Origin of the sequence: Aquimarina agarivorans, assembly GCF_000218485.1 — a bacterium.
In the GTDB taxonomy this organism is placed as follows: domain Bacteria; phylum Bacteroidota; class Bacteroidia; order Flavobacteriales; family Flavobacteriaceae; genus Aquimarina; species Aquimarina agarivorans.
On sequence record NZ_AFPB01000059.1, the window covers coordinates 24,178 to 49,660 of the forward strand.

General features: G+C 34.5%; 24 protein-coding genes, 3 tRNA genes and 1 pseudogene. 23 read left to right on the plus strand and 5 right to left on the minus strand.

Translation table 11 applies throughout. The annotated features are described in order from the left end of the window. Window positions 1-141: 141 nt before the first annotated feature. Window positions 142-1,907 (minus strand): annotated as a pseudogene (locus tag GMC_RS18755) (1-deoxy-D-xylulose-5-phosphate synthase). Between the two features lie 314 nt (window positions 1,908-2,221). Here GMC_RS18755 and GMC_RS0102310 point away from each other — a divergent pair. The 8 genes from GMC_RS0102310 to GMC_RS0102345 all read left to right on the plus strand — a co-directional run bounded on the left by GMC_RS0102310 (window position 2,222) and on the right by GMC_RS0102345 (window position 7,974). Next, entirely contained in the window at window positions 2,222-2,671 is a 450-nt protein-coding gene (locus GMC_RS0102310; RefSeq protein WP_010520616.1) for a nucleoside deaminase, read from the plus strand. A gap of 254 nt (window positions 2,672-2,925) precedes the next feature. Next, window positions 2,926-3,261 (plus strand): hypothetical protein, encoded by a 336-nt coding sequence (locus GMC_RS0102315; RefSeq protein ID WP_010520617.1) that lies wholly within the window; start codon window positions 2,926-2,928, stop codon window positions 3,259-3,261. A 71-nt stretch (window positions 3,262-3,332) separates the two neighbouring features. Next, window positions 3,333-4,100, plus strand: a complete 768-nt coding sequence (locus GMC_RS0102320) for a TatD family hydrolase (RefSeq protein WP_010520618.1) — start codon at window positions 3,333-3,335, stop codon at window positions 4,098-4,100. A 197-nt stretch (window positions 4,101-4,297) separates the two neighbouring features. Further along, window positions 4,298-5,320, plus strand: a complete 1,023-nt coding sequence (locus GMC_RS0102325; protein WP_010520619.1) for an asparaginase — start codon at window positions 4,298-4,300, stop codon at window positions 5,318-5,320. A gap of 177 nt (window positions 5,321-5,497) precedes the next feature. Continuing rightward, on the plus strand, window positions 5,498-6,277 hold the full coding sequence (locus GMC_RS0102330) for a MotA/TolQ/ExbB proton channel family protein (protein WP_010520620.1): 780 nt from the start codon (window positions 5,498-5,500) through the stop codon (window positions 6,275-6,277). A gap of 99 nt (window positions 6,278-6,376) precedes the next feature. Next, on the plus strand, window positions 6,377-6,850 hold the full coding sequence (locus tag GMC_RS0102335; protein WP_010520621.1) for a hypothetical protein: 474 nt from the start codon (window positions 6,377-6,379) through the stop codon (window positions 6,848-6,850). Window positions 6,851-6,852: 2 nt separating this feature from the next. Then, complete coding sequence (locus tag GMC_RS0102340; protein ID WP_010520622.1) at window positions 6,853-7,467, plus strand: ExbD/TolR family protein; 615 nt, start codon at window positions 6,853-6,855, stop codon at window positions 7,465-7,467. Window positions 7,468-7,491: 24 nt separating this feature from the next. Next, window positions 7,492-7,974 (plus strand): ExbD/TolR family protein, encoded by a 483-nt coding sequence (locus GMC_RS0102345; protein WP_010520623.1) that lies wholly within the window; start codon window positions 7,492-7,494, stop codon window positions 7,972-7,974. An 89-nt stretch (window positions 7,975-8,063) separates the two neighbouring features. Here GMC_RS0102345 and folE read toward each other — a convergent pair whose 3' ends face one another. The 3 genes from folE to GMC_RS0102360 form a co-directional block, all read right to left on the minus strand. Beyond that, window positions 8,064-8,741 (minus strand): GTP cyclohydrolase I FolE, encoded by a 678-nt coding sequence (gene folE, locus GMC_RS0102350; protein ID WP_010520624.1) that lies wholly within the window; start codon window positions 8,739-8,741, stop codon window positions 8,064-8,066. Window positions 8,742-9,045: 304 nt separating this feature from the next. Further along, window positions 9,046-10,566: an OmpP1/FadL family transporter gene (locus tag GMC_RS0102355; RefSeq protein ID WP_010520625.1), complete on the minus strand. Its 1,521-nt coding sequence runs from the start codon at window positions 10,564-10,566 to the stop codon at window positions 9,046-9,048. 18 nt (window positions 10,567-10,584) lie between these two features. Further along, the gene (locus tag GMC_RS0102360; RefSeq protein ID WP_010520626.1) at window positions 10,585-11,526 is read right to left on the minus strand and encodes a hypothetical protein; all 942 of its coding nucleotides are present in this window, start codon (window positions 11,524-11,526) and stop codon (window positions 10,585-10,587) included. A gap of 100 nt (window positions 11,527-11,626) precedes the next feature. Here GMC_RS0102360 and proS point away from each other — a divergent pair, with 100 nt between their 5' ends. The 6 genes from proS (at window position 11,627) to murB (ending at window position 16,152) form a co-directional block, all read left to right on the plus strand. Next, window positions 11,627-13,105 carry a proline--tRNA ligase gene (gene proS / locus GMC_RS0102365; RefSeq protein WP_010520627.1) on the plus strand — a complete coding sequence of 493 codons (1,479 nt, stop codon included), beginning with the start codon at window positions 11,627-11,629 and terminating at the stop codon, window positions 13,103-13,105. A 161-nt stretch (window positions 13,106-13,266) separates the two neighbouring features. Continuing rightward, a tRNA-Glu gene (locus GMC_RS0102370) sits at window positions 13,267-13,338 on the plus strand. 66 nt (window positions 13,339-13,404) lie between these two features. Further along, a tRNA-Glu gene (locus tag GMC_RS0102375) sits at window positions 13,405-13,476 on the plus strand. A gap of 29 nt (window positions 13,477-13,505) precedes the next feature. Further along, on the plus strand, window positions 13,506-13,754 hold the full coding sequence (gene rpsT / locus GMC_RS0102380) for a 30S ribosomal protein S20 (protein ID WP_010520628.1): 249 nt from the start codon (window positions 13,506-13,508) through the stop codon (window positions 13,752-13,754). 184 nt (window positions 13,755-13,938) lie between these two features. Beyond that, a complete protein-coding gene (locus tag GMC_RS0102385; RefSeq protein ID WP_010520629.1) occupies window positions 13,939-15,132 on the plus strand; it encodes a pyridoxal phosphate-dependent aminotransferase in 1,194 nt (397 codons plus the stop codon). Window positions 15,133-15,141: 9 nt separating this feature from the next. After that, window positions 15,142-16,152, plus strand: coding sequence for a UDP-N-acetylmuramate dehydrogenase (gene murB / locus GMC_RS0102390; RefSeq protein WP_010520630.1), 1,011 nt, complete (start codon window positions 15,142-15,144; stop codon window positions 16,150-16,152). Window positions 16,153-16,245: 93 nt separating this feature from the next. Here murB and GMC_RS0102395 read toward each other — a convergent pair whose 3' ends face one another. Further along, window positions 16,246-17,229: a D-alanine--D-alanine ligase gene (locus tag GMC_RS0102395; protein ID WP_029489556.1), complete on the minus strand. Its 984-nt coding sequence runs from the start codon at window positions 17,227-17,229 to the stop codon at window positions 16,246-16,248. A gap of 404 nt (window positions 17,230-17,633) precedes the next feature. Between GMC_RS0102395 and GMC_RS0102400 the strand changes: the two genes are divergently transcribed. From GMC_RS0102400 to GMC_RS0102440, 9 genes are all read left to right on the plus strand, one after another. Continuing rightward, window positions 17,634-18,080 carry a PASTA domain-containing protein gene (locus GMC_RS0102400; protein WP_238527901.1) on the plus strand — a complete coding sequence of 149 codons (447 nt, stop codon included), beginning with the start codon at window positions 17,634-17,636 and terminating at the stop codon, window positions 18,078-18,080. After that, complete coding sequence (locus tag GMC_RS0102405) at window positions 18,067-19,131, plus strand: RluA family pseudouridine synthase (RefSeq protein ID WP_050813282.1); 1,065 nt, start codon at window positions 18,067-18,069, stop codon at window positions 19,129-19,131. Before GMC_RS0102400 ends, GMC_RS0102405 begins: the two co-directional genes overlap by 14 nt. A gap of 22 nt (window positions 19,132-19,153) precedes the next feature. Beyond that, window positions 19,154-19,915, plus strand: a complete 762-nt coding sequence (gene yaaA, locus GMC_RS0102410; RefSeq protein ID WP_010520634.1) for a peroxide stress protein YaaA — start codon at window positions 19,154-19,156, stop codon at window positions 19,913-19,915. A gap of 126 nt (window positions 19,916-20,041) precedes the next feature. After that, the gene (locus GMC_RS22505) at window positions 20,042-20,761 is read left to right on the plus strand and encodes a M23 family metallopeptidase (protein WP_010520635.1); all 720 of its coding nucleotides are present in this window, start codon (window positions 20,042-20,044) and stop codon (window positions 20,759-20,761) included. A gap of 258 nt (window positions 20,762-21,019) precedes the next feature. After that, on the plus strand, window positions 21,020-21,706 hold the full coding sequence (locus tag GMC_RS0102420; RefSeq protein ID WP_010520636.1) for an SIR2 family NAD-dependent protein deacylase: 687 nt from the start codon (window positions 21,020-21,022) through the stop codon (window positions 21,704-21,706). 28 nt (window positions 21,707-21,734) lie between these two features. Next, window positions 21,735-22,811 carry a peptide chain release factor 1 gene (gene prfA / locus GMC_RS0102425; protein ID WP_010520637.1) on the plus strand — a complete coding sequence of 359 codons (1,077 nt, stop codon included), beginning with the start codon at window positions 21,735-21,737 and terminating at the stop codon, window positions 22,809-22,811. Window positions 22,812-22,830: 19 nt separating this feature from the next. Further along, window positions 22,831-22,905 (plus strand) — tRNA-Pro (locus tag GMC_RS0102430). A gap of 359 nt (window positions 22,906-23,264) precedes the next feature. Next, the gene (locus GMC_RS0102435) at window positions 23,265-23,534 is read left to right on the plus strand and encodes a hypothetical protein (RefSeq protein WP_010520638.1); all 270 of its coding nucleotides are present in this window, start codon (window positions 23,265-23,267) and stop codon (window positions 23,532-23,534) included. Then, window positions 23,534-25,069 carry a carboxypeptidase-like regulatory domain-containing protein gene (locus GMC_RS0102440; protein WP_010520639.1) on the plus strand — a complete coding sequence of 512 codons (1,536 nt, stop codon included), beginning with the start codon at window positions 23,534-23,536 and terminating at the stop codon, window positions 25,067-25,069. Before GMC_RS0102435 ends, GMC_RS0102440 begins: the two co-directional genes overlap by 1 nt. Window positions 25,070-25,483 lie beyond the last annotated feature (414 nt).

The following is a 25,483-nucleotide window of genomic DNA, read 5'->3' on the forward strand; positions in this document are numbered from 1 at the left end:
ATTATTTAATTTATGTAACAAATTAATAAAAATATCGGATTTGATTTTATAGATTGTTTTAATCTTGATATTTATCTGATTTTGAGTTTGCTATTTCATAGCATAAAGTAACTTTCATTGTGGGACATTGCATATATATAATTAGGTGGAATATTTATTGATAGTAGCGCAAATGCTTTTTACATCCAATCCACAAAGCTGATATAATTCTTCGGTACTACCATGATCAATAAAACGATCAGGAATTCCCATGAGCTTAATTTTTCCTTTGTAATTATGCAATTGAGCTTCTTCCAGTACGGCTGATCCAAAACCACCCTTGGTAACTCCGTCTTCAATAGTTATAATTGTTGTGTAGTTTTTAAACACTTGCGTGAGAAGTTTGGTATCTAATGGTTTTACAAATCCCATATCAAAATGAGCTACATCATGAGCGGATTGATCAATGGCACTACGTACTTGTTGGGTCATTTTTCCAATGCTTAAAACAGCTAAATTTGTACCGTTAGACAGCTTTTTGCCTCTGCCGATACTAATTTTTTCAAAAGGGGTTTTCCAGTTTAAATGAATCCCTCGACCTCTTGGATAACGAATAGCTATAGGTTGATGTAAACCAAGTGAGGCGGTGTAGAGTAAATTCCTAAAAATAATTTCATCTGCTGGAGCCGCAATAATAATGTTTGGAATACATCGCAGGTAAGCGATATCAAACACACCATGATGTGTAGCGCCGTCGTGTCCGACTAAGCCTGCGCGATCAATACAAAAAATAACGGGCAAGTTTTGCAATGCAACATCATGAATGAATTGATCGTAGGCGCGTTGTAAAAAGGTAGAATAAATTACACAAAAAGGAAGCAAGCCTTGAGTGGCCATTCCTGCGGCTAATGTTACAGCATGCTGCTCAGCAATACCCACATCAAAAGTGCGCTCTGGGAACTGTTGCATTAATTGATTTAAGCCACTACCTGTAGGCATGGCTGGAGTTAGTGTAACAATTTTGTTGTTTTTTGCTGCCAATTCAATCAAGCTACTTCCTAATACTTCAGGGAATTTCGGAGGCGCAGGTGAAGTGTTTTTGGGAATGAGTTCTCCAGTTTTAGCATCAAATTTCCCTGGGGCATGATAGCGCACTTGATCTTCTTCTGCTTTTTTAAGTCCTTTGCCTTTGGTAGTAATTATATGGAGTAACTTTGGACCAGGAGTGTTTTTTAATTGTTCCAAATGCAAAATAACTTCATCAATATCATGACCATCAATGGGGCCAATATATTTAAAGTTTAACGCTTCAATAATATTTGGTTGACTGTGAAAAACTCCTTTTTTTGCTTTGGTTAAGTAATTTTTTAAGGCACCAACACTAGGGTCAATGCCAATTGCGTTGTCATTTAAAACAATTGTTAAGTTAGCATTAGCAACACCAGCGTGATTTAAAGCCTCAAATGCCATCCCGCTAGCAATAGAAGCATCACCAATAACAGCAATATGTTGTTTGCTGTTTTCGTTTTTATTTTAGATGCTAAGGCCATACCTAAAACAGCAGAAATGGATGTAGAGGAATGTCCAGTGCCAAAAGCATCGTAATCACTCTCATTTCGCTTTGGAAAGCCGCTAATGCCATTGAGTTGTCTATTAGTCTCAAAGATGGCTTTTCGACCTGTTAAAATTTTATGTGGATAAGCTTGGTGTCCTACATCCCAAACCAGATTATCTATAGGGGTATTGTAGCAGTAATGCAAACCAATACTTAATTCAACAACACCAAGACTGGCTCCTAAATGTCCTTCTTTAGTAGCAACAATGTCGATAATAAAGTTTCGCAACTCTTTAGCTAATTGAGGCAACTCTTTTTTGTCGAGTTTTCGCAAATCATCAGGCGATTGAATTGAATGTAACAGTGTATGCATATTACAAAAATAGGTGTTTTAACAGGTATTACCGTTCTCAAGTGTTATTTTAGTGCGTGCTTTACATGATATTCTTAAATCAAGATTCCAATAGTTCATTAAAACTATATATCTTAAAGAAGTTACTTTTTTTAACAGGTGTCGTGTTTTGTATCTTAACAAAAACCTTTTTTTAAAAGAAAGAAGTTTCACAACACAATTAAATCTAATTTGGTTTTTTAGTTATTGATTTTATAGTGTGCTGGAAAAAGCTAATAAGCCCGAATGGAATTAAATTCTGTAAAATTTGAATTACTTTTAAAAAAAACTTCATTATGGAATCAGTGTTTGATGATACGTACTACATGAAAAAAGCATTACAGGAAGCGGAGGAGGCTTTTGACAAGGATGAAATTCCTGTGGGCGCAGTTATTGTTATTAAGGACAGGATTATTGCTCGAGCACATAATTTAACGGAATTACTTAATGATGTTACGGCTCATGCTGAAATGCAAGCAATAACAGCAGCAGCAAATTTTTTAGGAGGAAAGTATTTACGGGATTGTACGCTGTATGTAACATTGGAGCCGTGTCAAATGTGTGCTGGTGCTTTGTATTGGAGTCAAATTTCAAGAGTAGTTTATGGAGCCTCAGATCCAAAGCGGGGTTGTAAAGCCATGGGGACTCAATTGCATCCTAAAACTACGCTTATTGGTGGTGTTTTGGCTGATGATTGCGAACAATTGTTAAAGCTTTTTTTTATGCAAAAGCGAAATTTAAACTAAATGCTAACGGGTTTTACTATAATTTTTTAATGAAATAGCCTGCTTAAACGATATTTTTTTAGATTTAAAGTGTTGATATTCAATAAAATATTTATTTTTATTTAGTTGTTTACTTCTTTTTGTTAAATTAACAGTGTTTTTTTTACGAATTGAATTGTATGTTAAAATTTAAACCCAACTGTTAATTTAAAAGGTTGAATTTTAATACTGTTGCTTAACATTGGTTTAGGAAAGTATTTGCAATTAAGTATTTTATGTGGAACTATTTAGATTTTAAAACCTACTTTCTACTCTATTTTAGTTTTTCTGAAAATGTTCAGGGAAATCAAAAGCGTCGATTGATTATTGACAGTGTTGGCGAGCACAAATTTGAAGCGCACTTGGAGCAAATACTGGAGGATCGAAGCATGGTAAGCCGTAGAAAAATTAGGAAATATATAGGTGATAATGATATTTCTGAAGAAGAAATAAAAAATTTATATGATGAGTTAAGGAAGATCTATCAGTGCAACCATGCAACGGCACTTACTGAACGCGAAGAACAAATCATAAAAACTATTATCAAAACTTATTTTAAATTGGAAATTTAGGAGCATTCAAATCTTAATTTTCTTTGTCATTTGTGTCTTTCAGCTGCTTTGAAAATTGTTATTTTTGAAGCATGATTTTTACCGATACCCATACACATTTAAATAGTGAGGCTTTTGCCGAAGATAGGCATGAAATGATACAGCGTGCTATTGACAAAGGCGTTTCACGATTGTTTGTGCCTTCAGTTGATTCAGAAACTACCAACAGTATGTTGGAGGTGAAAAAGGCATTCCCAGAACACGTTTTTTTAATGATGGGATTGCATCCAACGCATGTTAAAGATAATTATTTGGAGGAATTAGCACATGTAGAACAGCAATTGGCACAACATCAATTTTGTGCAGTGGGTGAAATAGGAATGGACTTATATTGGGATAAAACTTACGTAGAAGAGCAAAAACAGGCTTTTGAACAACAAATCGAACTAGCCAAAAAGCACCATTTACCAATAAATATACATTGCAGAGATGCTTTTGATGAAACTTTTGAAATACTTGAAGCTCATAAAAGTTCTGAATTAAACGGAATTTTTCATTGTTTTACGGGAACTTTAAAGCAAGCAAAGCAAGCGATTGCTTGCGGTTTAAAATTAGGCATTGGAGGGGTGGCAACTTTTAAAAACGGAAAAATTGACCGATTTTTAAATGAAATTAGTCTGAAAGACATTGTATTAGAAACAGATGCGCCCTACTTGGCGCCAACACCTTTTCGCGGTAAGCGCAATGAGCCAACACATATTGTTACTATTGCTGAAAAATTAGCAGCCATTTATCAATTACCTGTTTCAGAAATTGCTGAGGTGACCACTCAAAATTCAAAAGCTATTTATGGGATTTGAAAAGCAGTTTTGCGTTAGGTGGAAATAGTGGGAAAAATAGTTTTAAGTAAAAGTTATTGCAAAACCTTTGAAAAAATTGAAATTTGAATTTTAGGTAAACTTTAAGCTTTGCAGTGTCTCAAAAGTTGATTTAACATCCTATAATTTATTAAATTTAGTAAAAATATATCGCGTTATGCGAATGAATTAGAGCGTAAATGCAGCAAAAAATTTTACTTGTATACACCGGTGGAACTATTGGTATGGTTAAAGATAGTAGTTCGGGTGTGTTATTGCCTTTTGATCTTGAAAATCTCTTAGATCAAATTCCTAAATTACATTCAATTAATGCTGAAATTGACACGATAAGTGTTCCGAATCCAAAAGATTCGGCAGATATGCAACCTAGTGATTGGCAATTTTTAGGAGATTTAATTTATTCTAAATTTATGCAGTACAATGGATTTGTTGTATTGCACGGAACGGATACTATGTCTTATACTGCTTCGGCACTTAGTTTTATGTTTTCAAATTTAAGGAAGCCTATAATTTTTACGGGATCGCAATTGCCAGTGGGTGATATTAGGACGGATGCACTTGAAAATGTATTGACAGCCATTCAAATTGCCTTATTGCAGGAAAATGGGAATCCTAGTATAAATGAGGTAGGTGTGTATTTTGATAGTCATTTGTACAGGGGAAATCGGAGTACAAAAATAAGTTCAGATCGTTTTAAAGCTTTTTCATCGCCTAATTTCCCTGCCTTAGTAACTTCTGGCGTAAGCCTTAAAGTAAATGAACCTATTCTTTTAAAACCAAATATAAATAGAGCGACTAAATTCTCTCACGATTTAAATACCAAGGTTTTTTTGCTAAAAATACACCCAGCAATTGATCAACTGATGTTTGAGCAATTTTGCAAATTTGTCGATTTTGATGCGCTTATCTTAGAAACATATGGTTCAGGAACCATATTTAGTCAAGATTGGTTATTGATTTTATTGCAAAAAATGCAAGAAAAGGGGAAAAAAATCATCAATTGCTCCCAATGTGTTTCGGGTATTGTAAAACAAGGTATTTATGAAGGTAGTAAGCAGCTTAATGCCTTGGGAATCATTAGTGGAAAGGACATGACAACTGAAGCTGCTTTGGCAAAAACAATGTATTTGTTAGGTCAAAAAAGTGCCGAAAATGACTTTAAAATGCAATTTGAGACCGATTTAAGAGGGGAGTTGTATTAAAAAAGTGTTTTCTATTTTAGAAAACCGTCATTTTTTTATTTATTTGCTAAAGTGATTGTAGGTATTTTTTGATTTAAAATTTAAAAACATATCTTTAAACAAAATTTATAGGGGTCAACTCCTAATTAATCACAAATTTTAACTAAAATAATACTAGTAAACTTAAGACTTGAACTAATGAAAAAAATCTTTTCAATTTTAGCCATCGCAGGAGCAATGATGATTGGTAACGTTGCAAATGCAAACACGGCAGTAGAAGCGGCTGCTACAACAACAGTGGCTGTATCATCAATACAAGAAGACACAGCAGCACCAGTAGTTAAAGAATCATTTCACCAAGGATTGAAAAAGCGTTTCATTGAAGGGGGTCCTGAATTTATGGGGATCGTATTAATTTGTTTGATTTTAGGTTTGGCTATTGCAATTGAAAGAATTATTTACTTAAACTTATCCACTTCAAATTCTAAAAAATTACAGAAAAATGTTGAAGATGCACTAGCTAGCGGAGGTGTTGAAGCTGCAAAGGAAGTTTGTAGAAACACAAAAGGGCCTGTTGCGTCAATTTACTACCAAGGTTTGGATAGAGCTGATGAAAGCATTGATGCCGCTGAAAAAGCAGTTGTTGCTTACGGAGGTGTGCAAATGGGGCAGTTAGAAAAGAACGTTTCATGGTTATCATTATTTATCGCCTTGGCACCAATGCTTGGTTTCATGGGTACGGTAATTGGTATGATTCAGGCATTTGATAAAATTGAGCAAGCAGGAGATATGGATCCAGCGTTAGTTGCAGGGGGGATTAAAGTAGCCTTACTAACAACAGTATTCGGTTTGGTTGTGGCAATTATTCTTCAAATTTTTTATAACTATATTGTTGCTAAAATAGACTCTATAGTAAATGATATGGAAGATGCTTCAATCTCGTTAATTGATATTCTTGTTGCTAACAAAAAGAAATAATCAATATTTATTGAAAAAGGATGTGAAAAACACCCTTTTTGAAACTGATTATTAATACAACACTATCATTTATGGATAGTGTATAAAAGAAAGAAACAAATGAAAATTTCAAAAATCATATCATACGTAGTACTAGCAGTAGGCTTGTTGTCGGGGGTATTATGGTATCTGATGAATGGTGGCTTTTCAGACCTAATGACAGAGGCTGGTGCTACAGAAGCAAGAGAGCTTCCTTTAGCACAATCTACGGAATTAGTAACGCCGCTTTATAATTTATCTTTAGTAATTATTGCAGTGTTATTGGTTGTAACTATAATTACCATTATAGGTGGATTAATCAAAAATCCTTCAAGTTTAATAAAAACATTAATTGGTGCAGCTGCCTTTTTAGTAGTTGTAGGGATTAGCTTTGGATTATCTAAAGGTAAAGAAGTTATTACCAGAGATGGTGTTGTAATTACAGAAGGGGCCACACGTTGGGTAGAAACAGGAATCATTGCCTTTTATATTTTTGCAGCTTTAGCTGTGGGAGCAATGCTTGTAGCAGGAATTAAAAAATCAATAAGTAACTAGTTATGGCAAAAAGAGCGGCACCAGAGGTAAATGCAGGGTCAATGGCCGATATAGCATTCTTGCTTCTTATTTTTTTCTTAGTAACAACCACGATTGCTTCGGATACAGGGATTAACAGAAAGTTACCTCCGAAATTGCCAGATGATATTACTGCTCCAAAAATAAAAGAGAAAAATTTATTTACAGTTATCGTAAATAAAGACAATCAATTATTGGTAGAAGATCAAAACATGGAGCTTAAGGATTTGCGTCAGGCTGCTATTGATTTTTTAGATAACGGAGGTGGTACAGAGGCAAACAACAAATGTAATTATTGTAGAGGAAAAAGAAATCCAGAATCATCGGACAATCCTGATAAAGCGGTAATTTCATTACAGAATAGTCGCGAGACTAATTATGGTACTTATATCGCTATTCAGAATGAGTTAATGGCTGCATATGCTTTTTTACGTGATCGTGAAGCAAAGCGATTATATAAAATGACGTATACTGATATCATTCAGGGATTGAAAGATGCAAAAAAAGATTCCGAGGAAGAAAAGCTGTTTCAGGAAAAGAAAGATGCAGTAAAAGATTTGTTTCCTGAAAAATTATCAGAAGCAGAAGCAAAAGAGTAATAATCATTTAAAAGATAATAATAAATGTCAAAGTTTAATAAAGGAGGTAAAAAAGAGCTTCCAGCTATTTCGACAGCTTCATTGCCTGATATTGTATTTATGCTGTTATTCTTTTTTATGGTAGCTACAGTTATGCGTGATAGCACACTCATGATTGAGAATACACTGCCTTATGCTGATCAAGTTGAAAAACTGGAAAATCGTAGTTTAGTAATGTATATTTACGCTGGTAAACCAAGTAAGGAATACCGCAAGTTTGGTACCGAAGCTAAAGTGCAGTTAAATGATAAGTTTGTAAATAATATTAAGGAGGTGCAAACTTTTGTTCAGGAGACTAGAGCCAACACGCCGGAAGATCAAATTGGAAAGTTAATGACAGCGTTAAAAGTTGATAAAAGCACCAATATGGGGCTTATAGGTGACGTAAAAGAACAATTACGTGAAGTAAATCAGTTGAAAATTAATTATTCAACAAAGGCAGGTGATGCTACCAAAAATGTAAAATAAGTTTACTATTAAAATATTGTACAAAAAATCCCGCTATAGCGGGATTTTTTTGTATTATCATATTTAAAAATTAGTTTACCAACTACCAACTAAAACTTAGTGTCCAACTGAATGTAGTCTAAAAGCTCTCTTTTAGTTGCTGGGTCTTTGAATTTGCCACCAAATTCGCTCGTTACAGTACTGCTTTCAATATCGCGTATTCCTCGAGAGTTTACACACAAATGTTTGGCATCAATAATACAAGCTACATCTTCTGTACCTAATGCGTTTTGAAGTTCCTGTACAATTTGCATGGTTAAGCGTTCTTGTACTTGTGGGCGTTTAGCGTAGTGATCAACAATTCGGTTCATTTTGGATAACCCTACTACCGTACCGTTGGAAATGTATGCCACGTGAGCGCGACCTACAATTGGCAGTAAGTGATGTTCGCAAGTGGAGTAAACGGTAATATTTTTTTCCACTAGCATTTCGCCATATTTGTAGTTATTGTCAAATACAGAGGCTTTGGGCTTGCTTTTTGGGGATAATCCTCCAAAAATCTCCTTAACAAACATTTTGGCAACTCGGTTTGGGGTGCCTTTCAGGCTATCATCTTCAAGGTCAAGTCCTAGAGTAGTCATTATACTTCTTACATCTTTTTTAATTAAAGCGATTTTTTCGCTATCACTTAATTCAAAGGCGTCCTTTCTTAATGGAGTGGTAGCACTTGTGCTTACGTGGTTGTCTCCAATAAAGTCAGCGGATTCCGAATCTTGATTTTCTTTCATTAGTAAGATATTCCTTAACTGTGTAGGTTACACCATTTTCAATAATAAATTACCTGATAAAAAGAGTTTTTTTCTTGAAACTTAAAAATAAATTAGTAAGCCTAGCTAAGGCTTCATTCATATTTTATTTCTATTCCTAACAAGAGTTATTCATTTTTATTGGAGCAATTTAAAACCAAATTGGTATCAATTAATTTTAGCCCACAAAGATACGGCTTTAAACTATATTTTTGTGGCATTGTTTTTTTAAATTTAGAGTGATCTTTAAAATATAACTTTTTAAAGTTGATTACTTTTGAGTAGTTTAAAAATTTACGCCTAAAGTAACTGAAATGGCATCATTCTTTCCGTTAATTTGTGCGCTATTATTATAGGCGTCATTTTCAAAAGGAACTTCGTTAATGTCAGTTTCAATACGATTGTAAGCAATATCTAGTTTCCATTTACCCCAGTCATAGCCTGTACCTAATGAAAAACCTTGAGTATCTCCAGCAATTTGGTCGTTTTTGTAAGGGCTGGTAGCATAATTTATTCCGCCACGTAAACGCCATTTTTTATAGCGGTATTCACCTCCAACTTTTATGGTGTTTACGGCTTGAAAAGTGTTTTTGATACGACGATTTAAAATGTCAAAGTCAAAGGCATTGTCACCATACTCAATGTTTGAAAAATCTTTTCGGGAGTATTGGGCGCTAAACAAACCGTTTTTACCAAATACATAGGCAAAACTAGCAGCAATTTCACCAGGTGTTCTTAAGTCATATTCAGGATATAAAAAAACCAATCTAGGATCTATTTCTCTTATTTCATTATTATTAATATTCAAAAAGCTAGTAAGATTTTGATCTAATTCGTTTTGAAGCGTACTCCAGGTAGGTGTTTGGTAGCTTAGTCCTACTCTTAACTGTTTGCTCACTTTGGCAATAGCCCCCAGGCTAAGCGAAAACCCATTTCCAAAGGTTCTGGATCTTGTTTCAAAAAATAATTCGCTAACATCATCAGTAGTTTCATTATTAATTTCGCTTATCAATGATCTTTTTCTTAAGTCATAATTATGAAAATTAAGATTACCACCTAAATAAATTTTCTTGTCAATTTCAAATGCAAGATTTATACTTATTTTACTACTTCTACCGCTGGTAATAGTGTTTATCTTTTGAGAATTGCCTATTCCGGAAACTTCTGAACTATATAATCTGTCATCACTTTCGTCTTCAGTTATAATAAATGCTTCTCTGGCAAGAAATGCTTGTTGCCCTCGAACTCCAAAGCCATTGGATTCACCAATATCAATGTAGGCGCTTTCAAAATCCTCTCCATCCCTTACAGATATGGTATCAACCGTAAATCCATTCGCTTGCCCTACAAAATAACCCCCTATGTTGCCAGTGCTTGAATTTCCGTTTAATTCATATTCCCTGCGGTAATCATTGTCTTTGTTAAATAATAATCCTAAGCTTATTTTGCTGATTGAGCTAGAATCATCGTCGTTTTTTAAAATAAGAATCCCACCTATTTGATTAAAATTAAAATTAGCTTCATTGGTTGGGGTGTTGGTATTAAAATAATTACTATTAAAGTCGCTACTTCCTTGAGATAGGGTGGCTGAACCGTAAGAATTTGTGAAAACAGCACCACCCGCAGGGTTTTCAGCCACTGCTGTTAAATCGCCTCCTAGTGCTCCAAAAGCGCCACTAAGTCCATTATAGCGAGCTGTACCTAAGTTATGGGTGTTTGAAATATCGAAAATATCCGATGTAGTTTGTCCGGTGCTTATTGCGCTAAATATAATAGCACCAAGCAATGTTAACAAAAACTTTTTCATATAAATGGATGTTTATTTTTATCGTCTTCTATAGTTACCACCACTTGATCTTCCTCCTGACCTAGGAGAATAACTTCTGCTAGATGAACTACTACTACGTGGTGTGTAACTTCGAGATGAATTACTGCGTCTAGGGGTATAAGTTCTGCTTGAAGAATTGCTGCTTCTAGGTGTGTATGTTCTTTTGGAGGAACTGCTGGAGCTTCTAGGAGTGTATGTTCTGTTTGAATTGCTTGATCGCGGAGTATAGGTTCTGCTTGAATTGGCTGAATTTCTTGCACTGTATGATCTGGCATTTGTTGCATTTGAACTCCTTACAGCTCTAGGTCTGTAAGTTCTGGTATTTCGACGGCTTCTATAGTAATTGTTTACAAAGAATGGTCTGTTAAATCCATAAAACCCGTTATAGAATCCTCCACCATAAAATCCATTGTAAAACCCTCCGTAAGGGTGATAAAAGTTATTAAAAAAAGGACCGTATCCAAATCCGTAAAAGTTTCTAAATCCAGGATTCCAAAATGGTGAAAAATTATTGAAACCCAATCCCCATCCTGCATTCCAGCCTGAATTTAAAAATACATTTGCATTATTTCCTTGAGTGTAGTTGTCACCCCAGCCAGGGCGAACTTCATTATTTTGGTTGTAGTTATCGTTTATATAGCTTTCGCTAGAATAATTTTCTACATCAGTAAAAACCACGTTTTCATTATCTTGTTGCTGGTATTCCTTAAGTTTTTTTGAAAAAAAACCTTCTTCTGTTGCTGTTGTATTTGCAGTGGTAGTATTTTGTGTATTGGTAGCTACAGTTTGTGGTGTGGGTCTGTCTTGTCCGTTGGAATAAATTCCATCATCATCATAAGTAACAGCCTGGTAGCTACCACATGCAGAAATGCATACAGATAGCAGTACAAAAAATAAGGTTTTTCCAGTGTTGTGAATCGAAATTTTATGAGTTTGCATATCTATACGTTTTAATTGTTGAACAATCTAAATTTAGTTAGTTTTGTCCTAACTACAAATTTTTAAAATATAGCACAATAGTTGTGCCAAAATATAGACTATGGCTAAGGGTTTAACAAAACGTTCTGAAGATTATTCAAAATGGTATAATGAGTTGGTTGTCAAGGCTGATTTGGCAGAAAATTCAGCGGTAAGAGGCTGTATGGTAATCAAACCATATGGATATGCCATTTGGGAAAAAATGCAGGCAGAGCTGGATAAAAAGTTTAAAGAGACAGGGCATCAAAATGCCTATTTTCCATTATTTGTGCCTAAAAGTTTATTTGAAGCTGAGGAAAAGAATGCAGAAGGTTTTGCAAAAGAATGTGCAGTGGTTACTCATTATCGTTTAAAAACTGATCCAAATGATGCTAGTAAATTAATTGCTGATCCTGAAGCAAAACTAGAAGAAGAGTTGATCGTGCGTCCAACATCGGAAGCTATTATTTGGAATACTTATAAAGGGTGGATACAGTCTTACCGCGATTTGCCAATTTTAGTAAATCAATGGGCTAACGTAGTGCGTTGGGAAATGCGTACGCGGTTATTTTTGCGTACTGCAGAATTTTTATGGCAAGAAGGTCATACAGCGCACGCTACAAAAGCTGAAGCTGTGGCTGAAACGGCGCAAATGAACGAAATTTACGCAAATTTTGTGCAAGACTTTATGGCTATTCCGGTAGTACAAGGACGTAAAACTGAATCAGAACGCTTTGCGGGAGCAGATGACACCTTTTGTATTGAGGCTTTAATGCAGGATGGAAAGGCGTTACAGGCAGGGACGTCACATTTTTTAGGTCAAAATTTTGCCAAAGCTTTTGATGTTAAATTTACAAGTAAGGAGGGGAAACAGGATCATGTATGGGCAACCTCGTGGGGGGTTTCAACACGTTTAATGGGGGCATTGATTATGACTCACAGCGATGACCAAGGCTTAGTGTTGCCACCAAACTTAGCGCCAATTCAGGTAGTAATTGTGCCAATTTATAAAGGAGAAGAACAGTTGGCTCAAATTTCTGAAGTTGCCAGCGCTATTGTTCAAGATTTGCGATCAAGGAATATTACCGTAAAATTTGATAACAGGGATACGTTGCGTCCTGGGGCTAAATTTGCCCAGTATGAATTGCAAGGTGTGCCACTACGGATAGCTATTGGGCCTAAAGATCTGGCAAATGGTCAGGTGGAGTTGGCTCGAAGAGATAATTTAACCAAAACAACCGTGTCTAATGAAAATTTATCTGAGCATATTGCGGGATTATTGAATGAAATTCAGGAAAGTTTATACAGTAAGGCGTTGGAATATAGGGATACGCATATTACAGAAGTAGATACTTTTGATGAATTTAAAGAAGTTTTAGAAACTAAAGGAGGTTTTATTTCAGCACATTGGGATGGAACAGCAGAAACTGAAGAAAAAATTAAGCAACTCACTAAGGCAACTATTCGTTGTATTCCTTTTGAAGGTGCTAAAATACCTGGGAAATGTGTGTTTACAGGTGAAGCATCAGCTGAAAGGGTGCTTTTTGCAAAAGCATATTAATAGTTTAAAGCCACTTGAAATCTTTTTTGATTAAAAAAAGCTGACATTTTGTAAAAGTTTTGATTTTAAAAATCAAGAAGAGTTAATTTTTTTGAAAAAAATAGTGAAGTTTTTTGGGTAACTAAAAAAATAATGTACTTTTGCATCCGCAAATAAGCTATGGTCCGTTCGTCTATCGGTTAGGACGCCAGGTTTTCATCCTGGTAAGAGGGGTTCGATTCCCCTACGGACTACAATTTTTTACAATAAGTTTGCGGAAGTTTAAAATAAACAATAGTTTTGCAAACTAAATTATTAATGGTCCGTTCGTCTATCGGTTAGGACGCCAGGTTTTCATCCTGGTAAGAGGGGTTCGATTCCCCTACGGACTACAATTTTAAAGAAATTAAACAAGGAGAAAATGGCAAATCATAAGTCAGCATTAAAAAGAATCAGAAGTAACGAAGCTAAACGTTTACGTAATAAGTATCAGCATAAAACTACGCGTAACGCTATCAAAAAGTTACGTGAGGCTAGCAAAGAAGAAGCAACAGCTTTATTGCCATCTGTTATTGGAATGCTAGACAAATTAGCTAAAAATAATGTTATTCATAAAAATAAAGCAGCCAACGTAAAGTCAAAATTGACTAAACACGTATCGGCACTATAGTTAACAATTCTCTTTGAAATTATATAAAAAAAGCCTCACTTGTTTAGTGAGGCTTTTTTGTAGATTTAAAGTTAAAATCTTAATTTATTGTGAAGGTCTAAGCTTCTATGTAAATAAACAGTAGTATTGGTAATTTGTTTATAAATCAAATAACTAAATATGCCACTCTTTAATATTTTATACAATGCCTAAAATATCAAGTAAAGGTAGAGCAATGCCAGAATCTCCTATTCGAAAACTTGTTCCTTATGCTGAGAAAGCAACGGAACAGGGAAAGGATATTTTTTATTTAAACATTGGTCAGCCTGACGTTAAAACTCCTGATGTTGCATTACAAGCCGTTAAGGATCATTCGTTAAATACTGTTGCCTACAGTCATTCAGCAGGGAATCCTAGTTTGCGCGAAAAATTAGCAAAATATTACGGAAAGCATGACATTAAAGTTACTAAAAAAGATATTTTGGTGACTACTGGTGGGAGTGAGGCACTTATATTTACTATGGGCAGTATTACTGATCCTGGAAATGAAATCATTGTTCCTGAACCTTTTTATGCTAATTATTATAGTTTTTCAACACAGTCTACGGTCACTGTAGTTCCTGTAATATCTAAAATTGAGGATGATTTTGCATTGCCACCAATTGCTGATTTTGAAAAATTAATTACCAAAAAAACAAAGGCAATATTAATATGCAATCCGGGGAACCCCACTGGGTATTTGTATAGTAAGGAAGAAATAAAACAATTGGCTGATTTGGCCATAAAGTACGATTTGTTTTTAATTTCTGACGAAGTTTACAGGGAGTTTGTTTATGATGATACAGAACATTATTCTATTTTGCAGGAGGAACGTTTGAAAGAGCATGCTATTGTTGTAGATTCGGTTTCTAAACGCTATAGTATGTGTGGGGCACGCATTGGTTGCATGGTTAGTAAAAATAAAAAAGTGATTGCAACTGCCATGAAATTTGCACAAGCGCGATTAAGCCCACCTACTTTTGCTCAAATAGCGAGTGAAGCTGCTTTGAGTGTTCCTGATTCCTATTATAAAGAGGTAGTGGCGGAATATAAGTCGCGTAGGAATACATTAGTCAAAGGTTTGCAACAAATAAAAAATATAAAAGTTTCAGTGCCCAGAGGGGCATTTTACTGTATGGTGGAGCTGCCAGTGGCGGATTCGGAAGATTTTGCGCAATGGATGTTGGAATCTTTTAGTGATAATAACCAAACAATTATGGTAGCGCCAGCAGCAGGTTTTTATTCCAGTGTAAACGCAGGGCGAAACCAAATTAGAATTGCTTATGTATTAAAAAAAGAGGATTTAAAGCGTGCTACCGAAATACTTGGATTGGCATTAAAAACGTACCTTTCTAAATAAAGTAACACAATGAATATTCAGCGTAACGTATCATTAAAAAAATACAACACTTTTGGAATTGATGTAACTGCTAAAGAGTTTGTGAGTATTGCTAATGAAGCTGAATTAGTTGAGGTACTGTCGGACAAAAAACAACCACTTCTTGTTATTAGTGGAGGAAGTAATATGTTGCTTACTAAAGCTATTAATACATTAGTAGTACACATAAATACTAAAGGCATTTTGGTTAATCGGTTTGATAGTTATGCTTTGGTAACCGCTAAAGCTGGTGAAAATTGGCATGATTTTGTTCAATTTTGTATTGATGAAAATTTAGGTGGTTTGGAAAATTTATCGCTAATTCCTGGTTGTGTGGGGAGTGCTCCTATTCAAAATATAGGGGCGTATGGCGTGGAGCTTAAGGACTGTTTTGTCAGCTGTAAGGCAGTACACAGAAAATCAATTAAAGAAAAAATTTTCACTAAGGAGGATTGTCAGTTTGGGTACAGGAATTCTGTATTTAAAAATGAAGCAAAAGATCAATATATAATTACCGAAGTAACTTTTAAATTAAGTGTAGGCAGCCATACACTAAATACCAAATACGGCGCTATTGAAAAGGAGTTAGTTGAAAAAAAACGTATAAAACCGACAATCAAAGATGTTTCAGAAGCGGTAATTGCCATAAGAAAAAGTAAGTTGCCTGATCCAAAAAAAATAGGGAATAGTGGTAGTTTTTTTAAAAACCCTATAATTACAGTGGAAAAATACCAGCAATTGATGGCAATTTTTCCTGAAATGCCACATTATCCTATTTCAAATGAATTGGTGAAAGTACCCGCTGGTTGGTTGATTGATCAAGTAGGGTTTAAAGGTTATGTTTATAAAAATGCAGGAGTGCATGGCAAGCAAGCGTTGGTTTTGATTAATAGAACAGGTAGCGCTACGGGAAAGGAAATCTGGGAGCTGGCAATGATAATACAGAAAAAAATAAAATCTGTTTATAAGATTGAACTGGAGGCAGAAGTGAATGTTTTTTAAATAGTAGTTATAAACCTTATCTTTTGATTAAAAAAGATACTATCAAAGCAAGTTGATTTTTTTAACTAAAGGTTATTCTGCATTTATGGTATTTTAAAAATGTAATTTAAGACATTCTTCAACTTCATTAGCAAATAGTTCCGCCAATGAAATTCCTTTTTTAATTGATTGTTGAGGTAAAATACTGGCTTCACTTAAGCCTGGATTGGTATTAATTTCCAAAAAATAGGGTTTGCCATTGTTAAAAATAAAATCAGTGCGCGAAAATCCTTTCATATTTAAAGCCTTATATACTTCAAGGGTTAGTGCTTCTACCTCTTTGTTTTGTTCAGTTGTGAGTCTGGCAGGAGTAATTTCTTCGGACTTTCCCAGGTATTTGGCTTCGTAATCAAAAAAGTCATTTTCGGTAACAATTTCGGTAATTCCAAGTACCGTAGGTGTTCCATTGAAGCAAGCTACTCCTACTGATATCTCGGTACCACTTAAAAATGATTCAATAATTACTTCGTTGTCAACAGTAAAAGCTTCTTTTAAAGCCGGGGCAATAGCCTCTTTTGTATGAGCTTTTACTACACCAAAACTACTACCTGATCTATTTGCTTTTACAAAACAAGGTAGGCCAACTTTACTAGTAATTTCATCAATATTTATAGGTTGATTTTTATTAATAAAATAGTTCTCTGCGACAGGAATATGATAAGCTTTCAAAATACTTATGCAGTCCCTTTTGTTAAAGGTGACAGCGGCAGTGTAATGGTTGCAGCTTGTTTGAGGAATGGTTAACAATTCAAAATAAGCTTGTAGCAAACCATCTTCACCAGGAGTGCCATGAATGGTATTAAAAACTGCATCAAAAGCAATAGTTTCTTCGTTAAGGGAAATAGTAAAGTTTGAACGATCAACCGGAATTTTAGCGTCAGAATCATCCCAGTAGTACCATTCGTTTTTTGTGACAACGATACGAAAAGTAGTGTAAATTTCTTTTGAAAGGTGTGCGTACACAATATTTCCGCTTTTTATTGAAATGTCGTGTTCGCTGGAGTAGCCACCCATTACTATGGCGATGTTTTTTTTCATGTTGAAATTTCTGAAATGCAATGACAAAAATAACGCATTACTTATAATTTTACCGTTGCCGAAATTAAATTAAGTGCTTAAAATGGTTCTAATTTACTTAAAACTTCAAAATTAATAACAGCATGGTTAAGGTTACTTTTATCTTTTTTTCTTATCTAAACAAATAATTCCTATTTTAAATAATTTAAAGTTTGAAAGCGTATTGATGGGCTTTTAATTGTGAAATTTGAATGCGAATACATCATTTATACTTGTTTTAAGCTGAGGTAGCTTTTAGTATATTTGTTTAAAATTAAAATATGAGTTTTTTTCGCTTTTTAATCAGTAAAGCATTTTTGTTTCAATTATTATTTGCGTTACTAGCAATTGTTCTTATCTGTTTTTTAGGTTTAAAATGGTTGGACATGAAAACAAATCACGATCAACGTATAGCCGTTCCTAACCTAGAAAAGTTAACACTGGAAAAAGCATCGGATTTATTAGAAGCTTCAAAATTAATGGCTAAAGTGCAAGATTCAGCAAATTTTAATCCATCTTACCCGCCATTTTCTGTTATTGAACAAAATCCTAAAGCAGGTAGTTTTGTAAAGGAAGATCGGAAAATATATTTGGTACTGAATCCATCTAACTACAGAAAAATAATTGTTCCTAATATTATTCAAAAAACTCGCCGACAGGCAGAACCTACTTTAAAAGCGTTGGGTTTTAAGGTTGGGAAGGTAATTTATAGGCCTAATATTGCCCGCGATATGGTATTGGAAATGCAACATAAAGGTAAAGTTGTTAAACCTGATGGGTTTTTAAGAAAAACATCGGTTATTGATTTAGTAGTAGGTGATGGATCAGAATAATGAATTAATGAATACTAGCGAAGAAACGTCAGGTCCAGAAGAACGGGATGATTTGCATGAACATTTTCGTTTTGTTGCAGGTAACGGTCAAGTGCCTTTACGTGTAGATAAATTTTTGATGAATTTTGTTGAAAATGCGACGCGAAATAAAATACAGCAAGCAGCTAAAGAAGGCAGTGTTTGGGTGAATGAAGTGCCTGTAAAATCTAATTACAAGGTAAAGCCTAATGATGTGGTGCGGGTAATGTTTAGTCATCCGCCTTACGAACAATTACTAACTCCACAAAACATTGCTATTGATGTGGTGTATGAAGATGATGACTTACTTGTGGTGAATAAACAAGCGGGTATGGTAGTACATCCTGGACATGGGAATTACGAGGGGACATTGATCAACGCGCTTATTTATCATTTTGAAAATTTACCCAACAATAGCAGTAATCGACCGGGATTAGTACATCGAATTGATAAGGATACCTCTGGTTTGCTGGTAGTAGCAAAAACGGAAGCTGCGATGACCCATTTGGCAAAACAATTTTTTGACAAAACGAGCAAACGAGAATACGTTGCATTAGTTTGGGGTAACATTGAGGATGATGCAGGAACAATTGAAGGAAATATAGGTAGGCATCCCAAAAACAGATTGCAAAACACGGTTTGGGAAGGGGAAGAAGAAAACAAAGGGAAACCTGCTGTAACTCATTTTGAAGTCATAGAGCGTTTAGGGTATGTAACACTAGTCAAATGTAAATTGGAAACTGGACGGACACATCAAATACGCGTCCATATGAAACATATTGGTCACACTTTATTTAATGATGAGCGTTACGGAGGCGATAAAATATTAAAAGGAACCACGTTTACCAAATACAAACAGTTTGTAGATAACTGTTTTAAGGTGCTGCCAAGGCAGGCGTTACATGCCCGAACCTTAGGCTTTATTCACCCCACAACAGGAAAGGAACTATTTTTTGAAGCTCCCATTCCAAATGATATAGAAGCATGTATTGAGCGTTGGCGTAACTATGGTCGTCAGCCTAACGAAAACTAATAAGCCTTTAAAAGCTTACTTTATGAAAATAGTAATATCACCAGCAAAATCTTTAGACTTAACGTCTGAATTACCAACGGATACGTACACGCAGTCTCAATTTTTGGCACAATCTGAGGTTTTAAATAAGGAAATTAAAAGTAAAAAACCGAGCGAATTATCTAGTTTAATGCATATAAGCGAAAAGCTTGCCGCTTTAAATTGGCAGCGAAATCAAGATTGGACACTACCTTTTACAGCCGAAAATGCACGACCCGCAGTATTTATGTTTAATGGTGATGTGTATAATGGCTTGGATGCTTATCAGTTATCCAAAGAAAATATTCAAAAAATGCAGGACAAGCTGCGCATTTTATCTGGATTATACGGTTTACTGAAACCGTTAGACTTAATACAGCCTTATCGTTTGGAAATGGGGACAAAGTTTGGAGCAAATGGAGCTAAAAATTTATATGAGTTTTGGAAGAAAACCATTACAGTGCAACTCAATACTGAATTAGAAAAAGATGAATTATTCGTCAATTTAGCCAGTAACGAATATTTTAAAGCTATTGACAAAAAAATGCTTAAGGTGCCAGTAATTACCCCAGTATTTAAAGATTGGAAGAACGATAAATTAAAAATAATTAGTTTTTACGCAAAAAAAGCGCGAGGTACCATGAGTCGTTATTTAATTGAAAACGAAGTTGAAAACCTAAATCAATTAAAAGGATTTAGCTTGGATGGGTATGCATATAGCGAAACCTATACAACAAAAGAAAATGAACCTGTTTTTGTGAGGTAGTATTTTTGGTTATGAGTTGGTAGTTGGTAGTTGGTAATTGGTAATTGGTAATTGGTAATTGGTAATTGGTAATTGGTAATTGGTAATTGGTAATTATATGAATAAATTTCAAGTTAAAAATTTTAGATGAAAGGAAGGCTACTTTTTATAATTTTATTGCTGTATAATTTAGCTTTTTCGGCTTCAGAAATCAGCGTTTATCATGAAGAAGTTTTTGATGGAACCAATATTTACGTAGACAATCCTTTTTTTTGTGAAGTAAGTGTACAATTAAATCTTGAGCTTCAAAATATGAAAGCTCGAAATACTTTAAATTTGTATTTAGTGCCATCAAAGGCAAATAGATACCTTATTACAAAATTGACTCCAATAAATAAGGGACAACCATCTCAGTTTAATTATGTTTACAAGAGTAGCTTAGGGAATCATGCATTAAAAGATTATGATCTTCATTATACTTATCATTTGCCCTATGAAAAAAATAATGAATTCTATTTATCTCAAGGATATAATGGGCGCTATTCTCATCAAAATGAGAATTCGTTAGATTTTGGAATGCCGACTGGAACACCAGTTTTGGCGGTAAAAAAAGGCATCGTTATAGGTGTTATGGATTTGTATGAAAAAGGATGTGGAGAAAAGAGGTGTAAAGATTTTGCAAATTATATATTGATAAGACATGATGATGGTACTTTTGCGCAATACATACATTTAAAGTATAGAGGAGTTATAGTCGAAGAAGGGGATAGGGTTAAAAAAGGTCAAAAAATTGGTTATAGTGGTAACACAGGTTGGAGTTCTGAGCCACATTTGCATCTGACCATTTTTTTTGCAAAGGTTAAATAAAAGAGAGACTTTAAAGACAAGATTTTTATTAGATAAAAGTGGTGCTAATGGTTTTTTGAAAGAAGGAAATTATTACTATAAAAATTATTAAAAAAATAATTTCATCAGCACAATACGTGTATTTGAATAAAGTTTCTTAACCAACAACCAACAACCAACAACCAACAACCAACAACCAACAACCAACAACCAACAACCAACAACCAACAACCAACAACCAACAACCAACAACCAACAACCAACAACCAACAAGCTAACATGAAACACTTAGTCATACTAACAGGAGCTGGAATGAGCGCTGAAAGCGGAATTAATACATTTCGAGATGCTGGAGGTTTGTGGGAAGGTCACGATGTAATGGAGGTGGCAAGCCCAGAAGGCTTTGCGAAAAATCCTGATTTGGTGTATGATTTTTATAATCAACGCAGAAAACAACTTTTTGAAGTTGAGCCGAACAAAGGGCATCATATAGTAGCAGCCTTGGAGCAGGAGTTCAAAGTTACAGTGATTACCCAAAATGTGGATGATTTGCATGAACGTGCGGGTAGCTCAACAGTAGTCCATTTGCATGGAGAATTACGTAAAGCACGTAGTATTAAAAATGAAACATACGTGGTGGATTGGGATGCTGATTTAACGGAAAAAAACACTGATCCTAACGGGAATCCTTTACGTCCACATATTGTTTGGTTTGGCGAAGCAGTTCCTATGCTGGATAAAGCAGTGGATATTGTATCAAAAGCGGATTTGGTGTTAATTATAGGAACATCAATGCAAGTGTATCCGGCAGCAAGTTTGTTTCAATTTGCGCCTGCTTCAGCAAAAATTTATTATATTGACCCCAATCCCGCAAGCGATATTCCTTCTCACGTAAGTGTAATAAAAAATGGAGCAAGTAAAGGGTTACAGGAGTTTAAGGAACTACTAAAAAGTGGTTTAATTTAATTAACTTTGCTTTCCAATTTTCTGGATAATGATTGACAAATTAAATATAGTAAAACAACGTTTCGATGAAATCAGTGATTTGATCATTCAACCTGATATTATTTCGGATCAAAAACGTTATATAAAAATAAATAAGGAGTATAAGGATTTGCGTGCCATTATGGATGAGCGTGACACTTATATTACCTTAACCAATAATATTGCTGAGGCAGAAGAAATTATTGCCGATGGAAGTGATGCTGAAATGGTGGAAATGGCAAAAATAGAATTGGATGAGGCCAAAGAAGCGTTACCTGCTTTGGAGGAAAAAATCCGTTTTATGCTAGTGCCTAAAGATCCTGAGGATGCTAAAAATTGCGTTTTGGAAATTAGAGCCGGAACTGGTGGTGATGAGGCAAGTATTTTTGCAGGGGATTTGTATCGAATGTACAACAAGTATTGCGAAAGTAAAGGTTGGTCCGTAAGTGTTATGGATACGAGTCACGGGACCAGTGGGGGTTTTAAAGAAATTATTTTAGAGGTAAATGGCGAGGATGTATACGGAACAATGAAATTTGAAGCTGGTGTACACCGAGTGCAACGTGTACCACAAACGGAAACCCAAGGGCGCGTACATACTAGTGCTGCAACTGTTATGGTGCTACCTGAGGCCGAAGAATTTGATGTAGAGTTGGATATGACTGAAGTACGAATTGAACGCACCACATCTACAGGGCCTGGAGGGCAGTCGGTGAATACAACCTACTCGGCAATTAAATTACATCATGAGCCTACGGGAATGATTGTGAGTTGTCAGGATCAAAAATCATCGCATAAAAACTTAGAAAAAGCGTTAAAAGTACTACGTTCACGATTGTATGAATTGGAACTGGCAAAAAAACAGGCTGCTGATTCTGAAAAACGAAAAAGTATGGTGTCCAGTGGGGACCGTTCTGCTAAAATCAGAACTTATAATTATCCTCAAGGTCGTGTAACGGATCACAGAATTGGTTTAACACTTTACGATTTACAAAATATTATTAATGGTGATATTCAAAAAATTATAGATGAACTGATGCTTGTTGAAAATACGGAAAAATTAAAGGAATCAAATGACGTGTTTTAACTAGTATTTTAATTCAATTCGGGATGTAGCTTAGTCCGGTTAAAGTGCACGTCTGGGGGGCGTGAGATCGCTGGTTCGAATCCAGTCTTCCCGACTGAGATAAACAACAAAACCACTTAATTTTTAAGTGGTTTTGTTGTTTTTGATAATGAAAGAATGGCCTTAAAATCGGTTGTTAATTAAAATTCACTACAGTCAATAGTTTTTTTTGAGACCTTGCTAAAAAAACACTTAAGTTAGTTTTAATTTCAAATAGGTAAATTAACATCAGAAACGATATTAGTTAGTTCTTTTTATTTCTTCCGACAAAATTAAACACAAGTGTATTAAAACAACTGTTATTTTATGTCGGTTCTGATGTTAAAGTATCAAGCAAAAAAGAATCATTTTTAAATGAGAAATCTAATTTTGGATACGGCATTATTCATTTAATAACCCTAAAAATTTAAACCTATGATTTTATTTAAGAATTTTTTCACGAATAATTTAAAAGTGAACATGCAGCAATCCGTGGCATCTAATTGCCCAAACTGTTGGGGAGATCAAGAATACGATGGTGAAATCCGCGTGAAATACTTAGATCCACAGATTAGCGTTAATAATGGAAAAAGAAACTACACATTCATCAAAAAATTTGTAGTAACTTACTTAAATGGCATTAAATTAAAAAATAGTATTTCCAACATGGAATGCCCTACATGTGTAACCTCTAATAAAGTATAATGAAAGATAGAAAGCAGTGTAATATAAGAAAGCGAACTTTATTGAAAGTGTCGCTTTTTTTATATTTTACGATAGACTACTATGGAGTATCCGCACAAGTAATTTCTTCAAAAATCTTAGACAAAACTACGGGTAAGCCTGTTTATGGAGCCACTATTTTAGCTGCAAGTCAATACGGAGTTTCAGCGGATCAAAAAGGGTATTTTACGTTGGAACTCAACAGAGGATTTAGCAAGCAGGACTCATTACGGATATCATCAATTGGCTATGAGGAGTTGGTTTTGCCAATTACTACAAAAATAGATACGTTACTTTATTTAACTCCCAAAATTGAAGACTTAAATGCTGTTTTTGTTTCCAACAAAAAATTAAATATTGAGGAGATTTTAACTAAAGTGAAAAATAATTTGACAACTAATTACGCCAGTGGTTTTACTAAAAAAGAATTATTTTTTAGGCAATCTGATAACAACCATACGGACTATTTTCAGGTAGATTTTAAAAAATCTTCATTTGAGGAAATTGACAAAAAATTTGTAGAGGAAGAGCTGGCAAAAGTGCCTAAAAGGTCGGTTTTTCACACTGAGTTTTTGGGCGATTTTTATAGCGATTTAGATGATCATAAGTTGGATATAAAAAAGGCAAACAAGCTTTATGATATTTATGGAGAAGATTATTTAGCTGGATTTTACGCTACACTTGAAAATATTTTAAATAAAAACGTTAAAAAAGATTCTTATTTTAAAATTAAATCAGGGCTATTTAGCTTTAAAGCAGATGCAGATCAAAGTTTTATTGAAAATGAAGAGTTGATTGATATGCGTAATGAAATGGGAAAAAATGATGAGGCTAATGAAAATTTCTTTTTAAACCTGAACAGGAAGGCAGTTGGAAAAATTTTCAAAAATTTGATTTATAACGATGATTCCAAATTGAACTTTATTTTTAAGCCCAATCGTTACGATTTTGAAATGCTCAATTTTATTGAAATTGGGGATAATTTAGCCTATCAAATTAAGTTTGATCCCAATGGAGGAGAAGATTTTAAAGGGGTGGTTTATATAAATACAGATGATTTTGCTGTATTGCGTGTCGATTATCAAAACATTAAGCCTTTAAGAAGCATTAAATTATTGGGCTTTAGTTACAAAGAGCAAGGCTATAAAGGCACTATGATTTTCCAAAAAGGAGCTCATGAAAAATACGGCGTTAAGTATATTGAAAATGTACAAACGAAAGTATATGGTATTGATCGGCCTTTAAAAATCATTGAAAAAAATAAACATACCAGAGGGCGTAGAAAACAGAACGAATTAGCGGCCGATGTTAATTTTGGATCTACGGTGGTAACGGACTATAAAGTATTGGTTTATGAATCGGATCAAATTTCCGAGGAAAAGTTTGATTCAGTTATAGAAAATAAAAAAGAACAACCTAAAAACTGGAAAAAATACCAGCCTGATTTCTGGAAAGCCTATTCCAAATCAATAAATTTTGACGAAGAGATTCGTAGATTAAAAAGTAATTTGTATTAAATAGTATTGCGTAATATAAATGCGTCCAGTTTTTGCCTATATTTTTTCTGACTATATAATTAAAATGAAATGATTTTCAATTTTTACTTTTAATTAGTCGTCACCTAAAGCACATCGTATCCATTTAGGTACAATAAAATCGATAACGTGTATTGAGTTCAATCCAAAGTAACATGGTTTGTTTATTTTTTTAGTGCATAAATAAGTATTCCTCCACCATTTTTGGGCTTGAAAGAGGTTGGTGTATAATGAAATTTGTGGAATTATAAAAGCTCAAAATAGCAAGTTGGACGGGGTCATTTAATTGGCTTTCTTACTATTGAAACTTGGCGGGTGCTTTTTTTAATGGAAAGAGCGCATATTGTTCTTTTTAATTTTATAAAAGTCGAAGTAATTTTTAATCTAACATTTGTT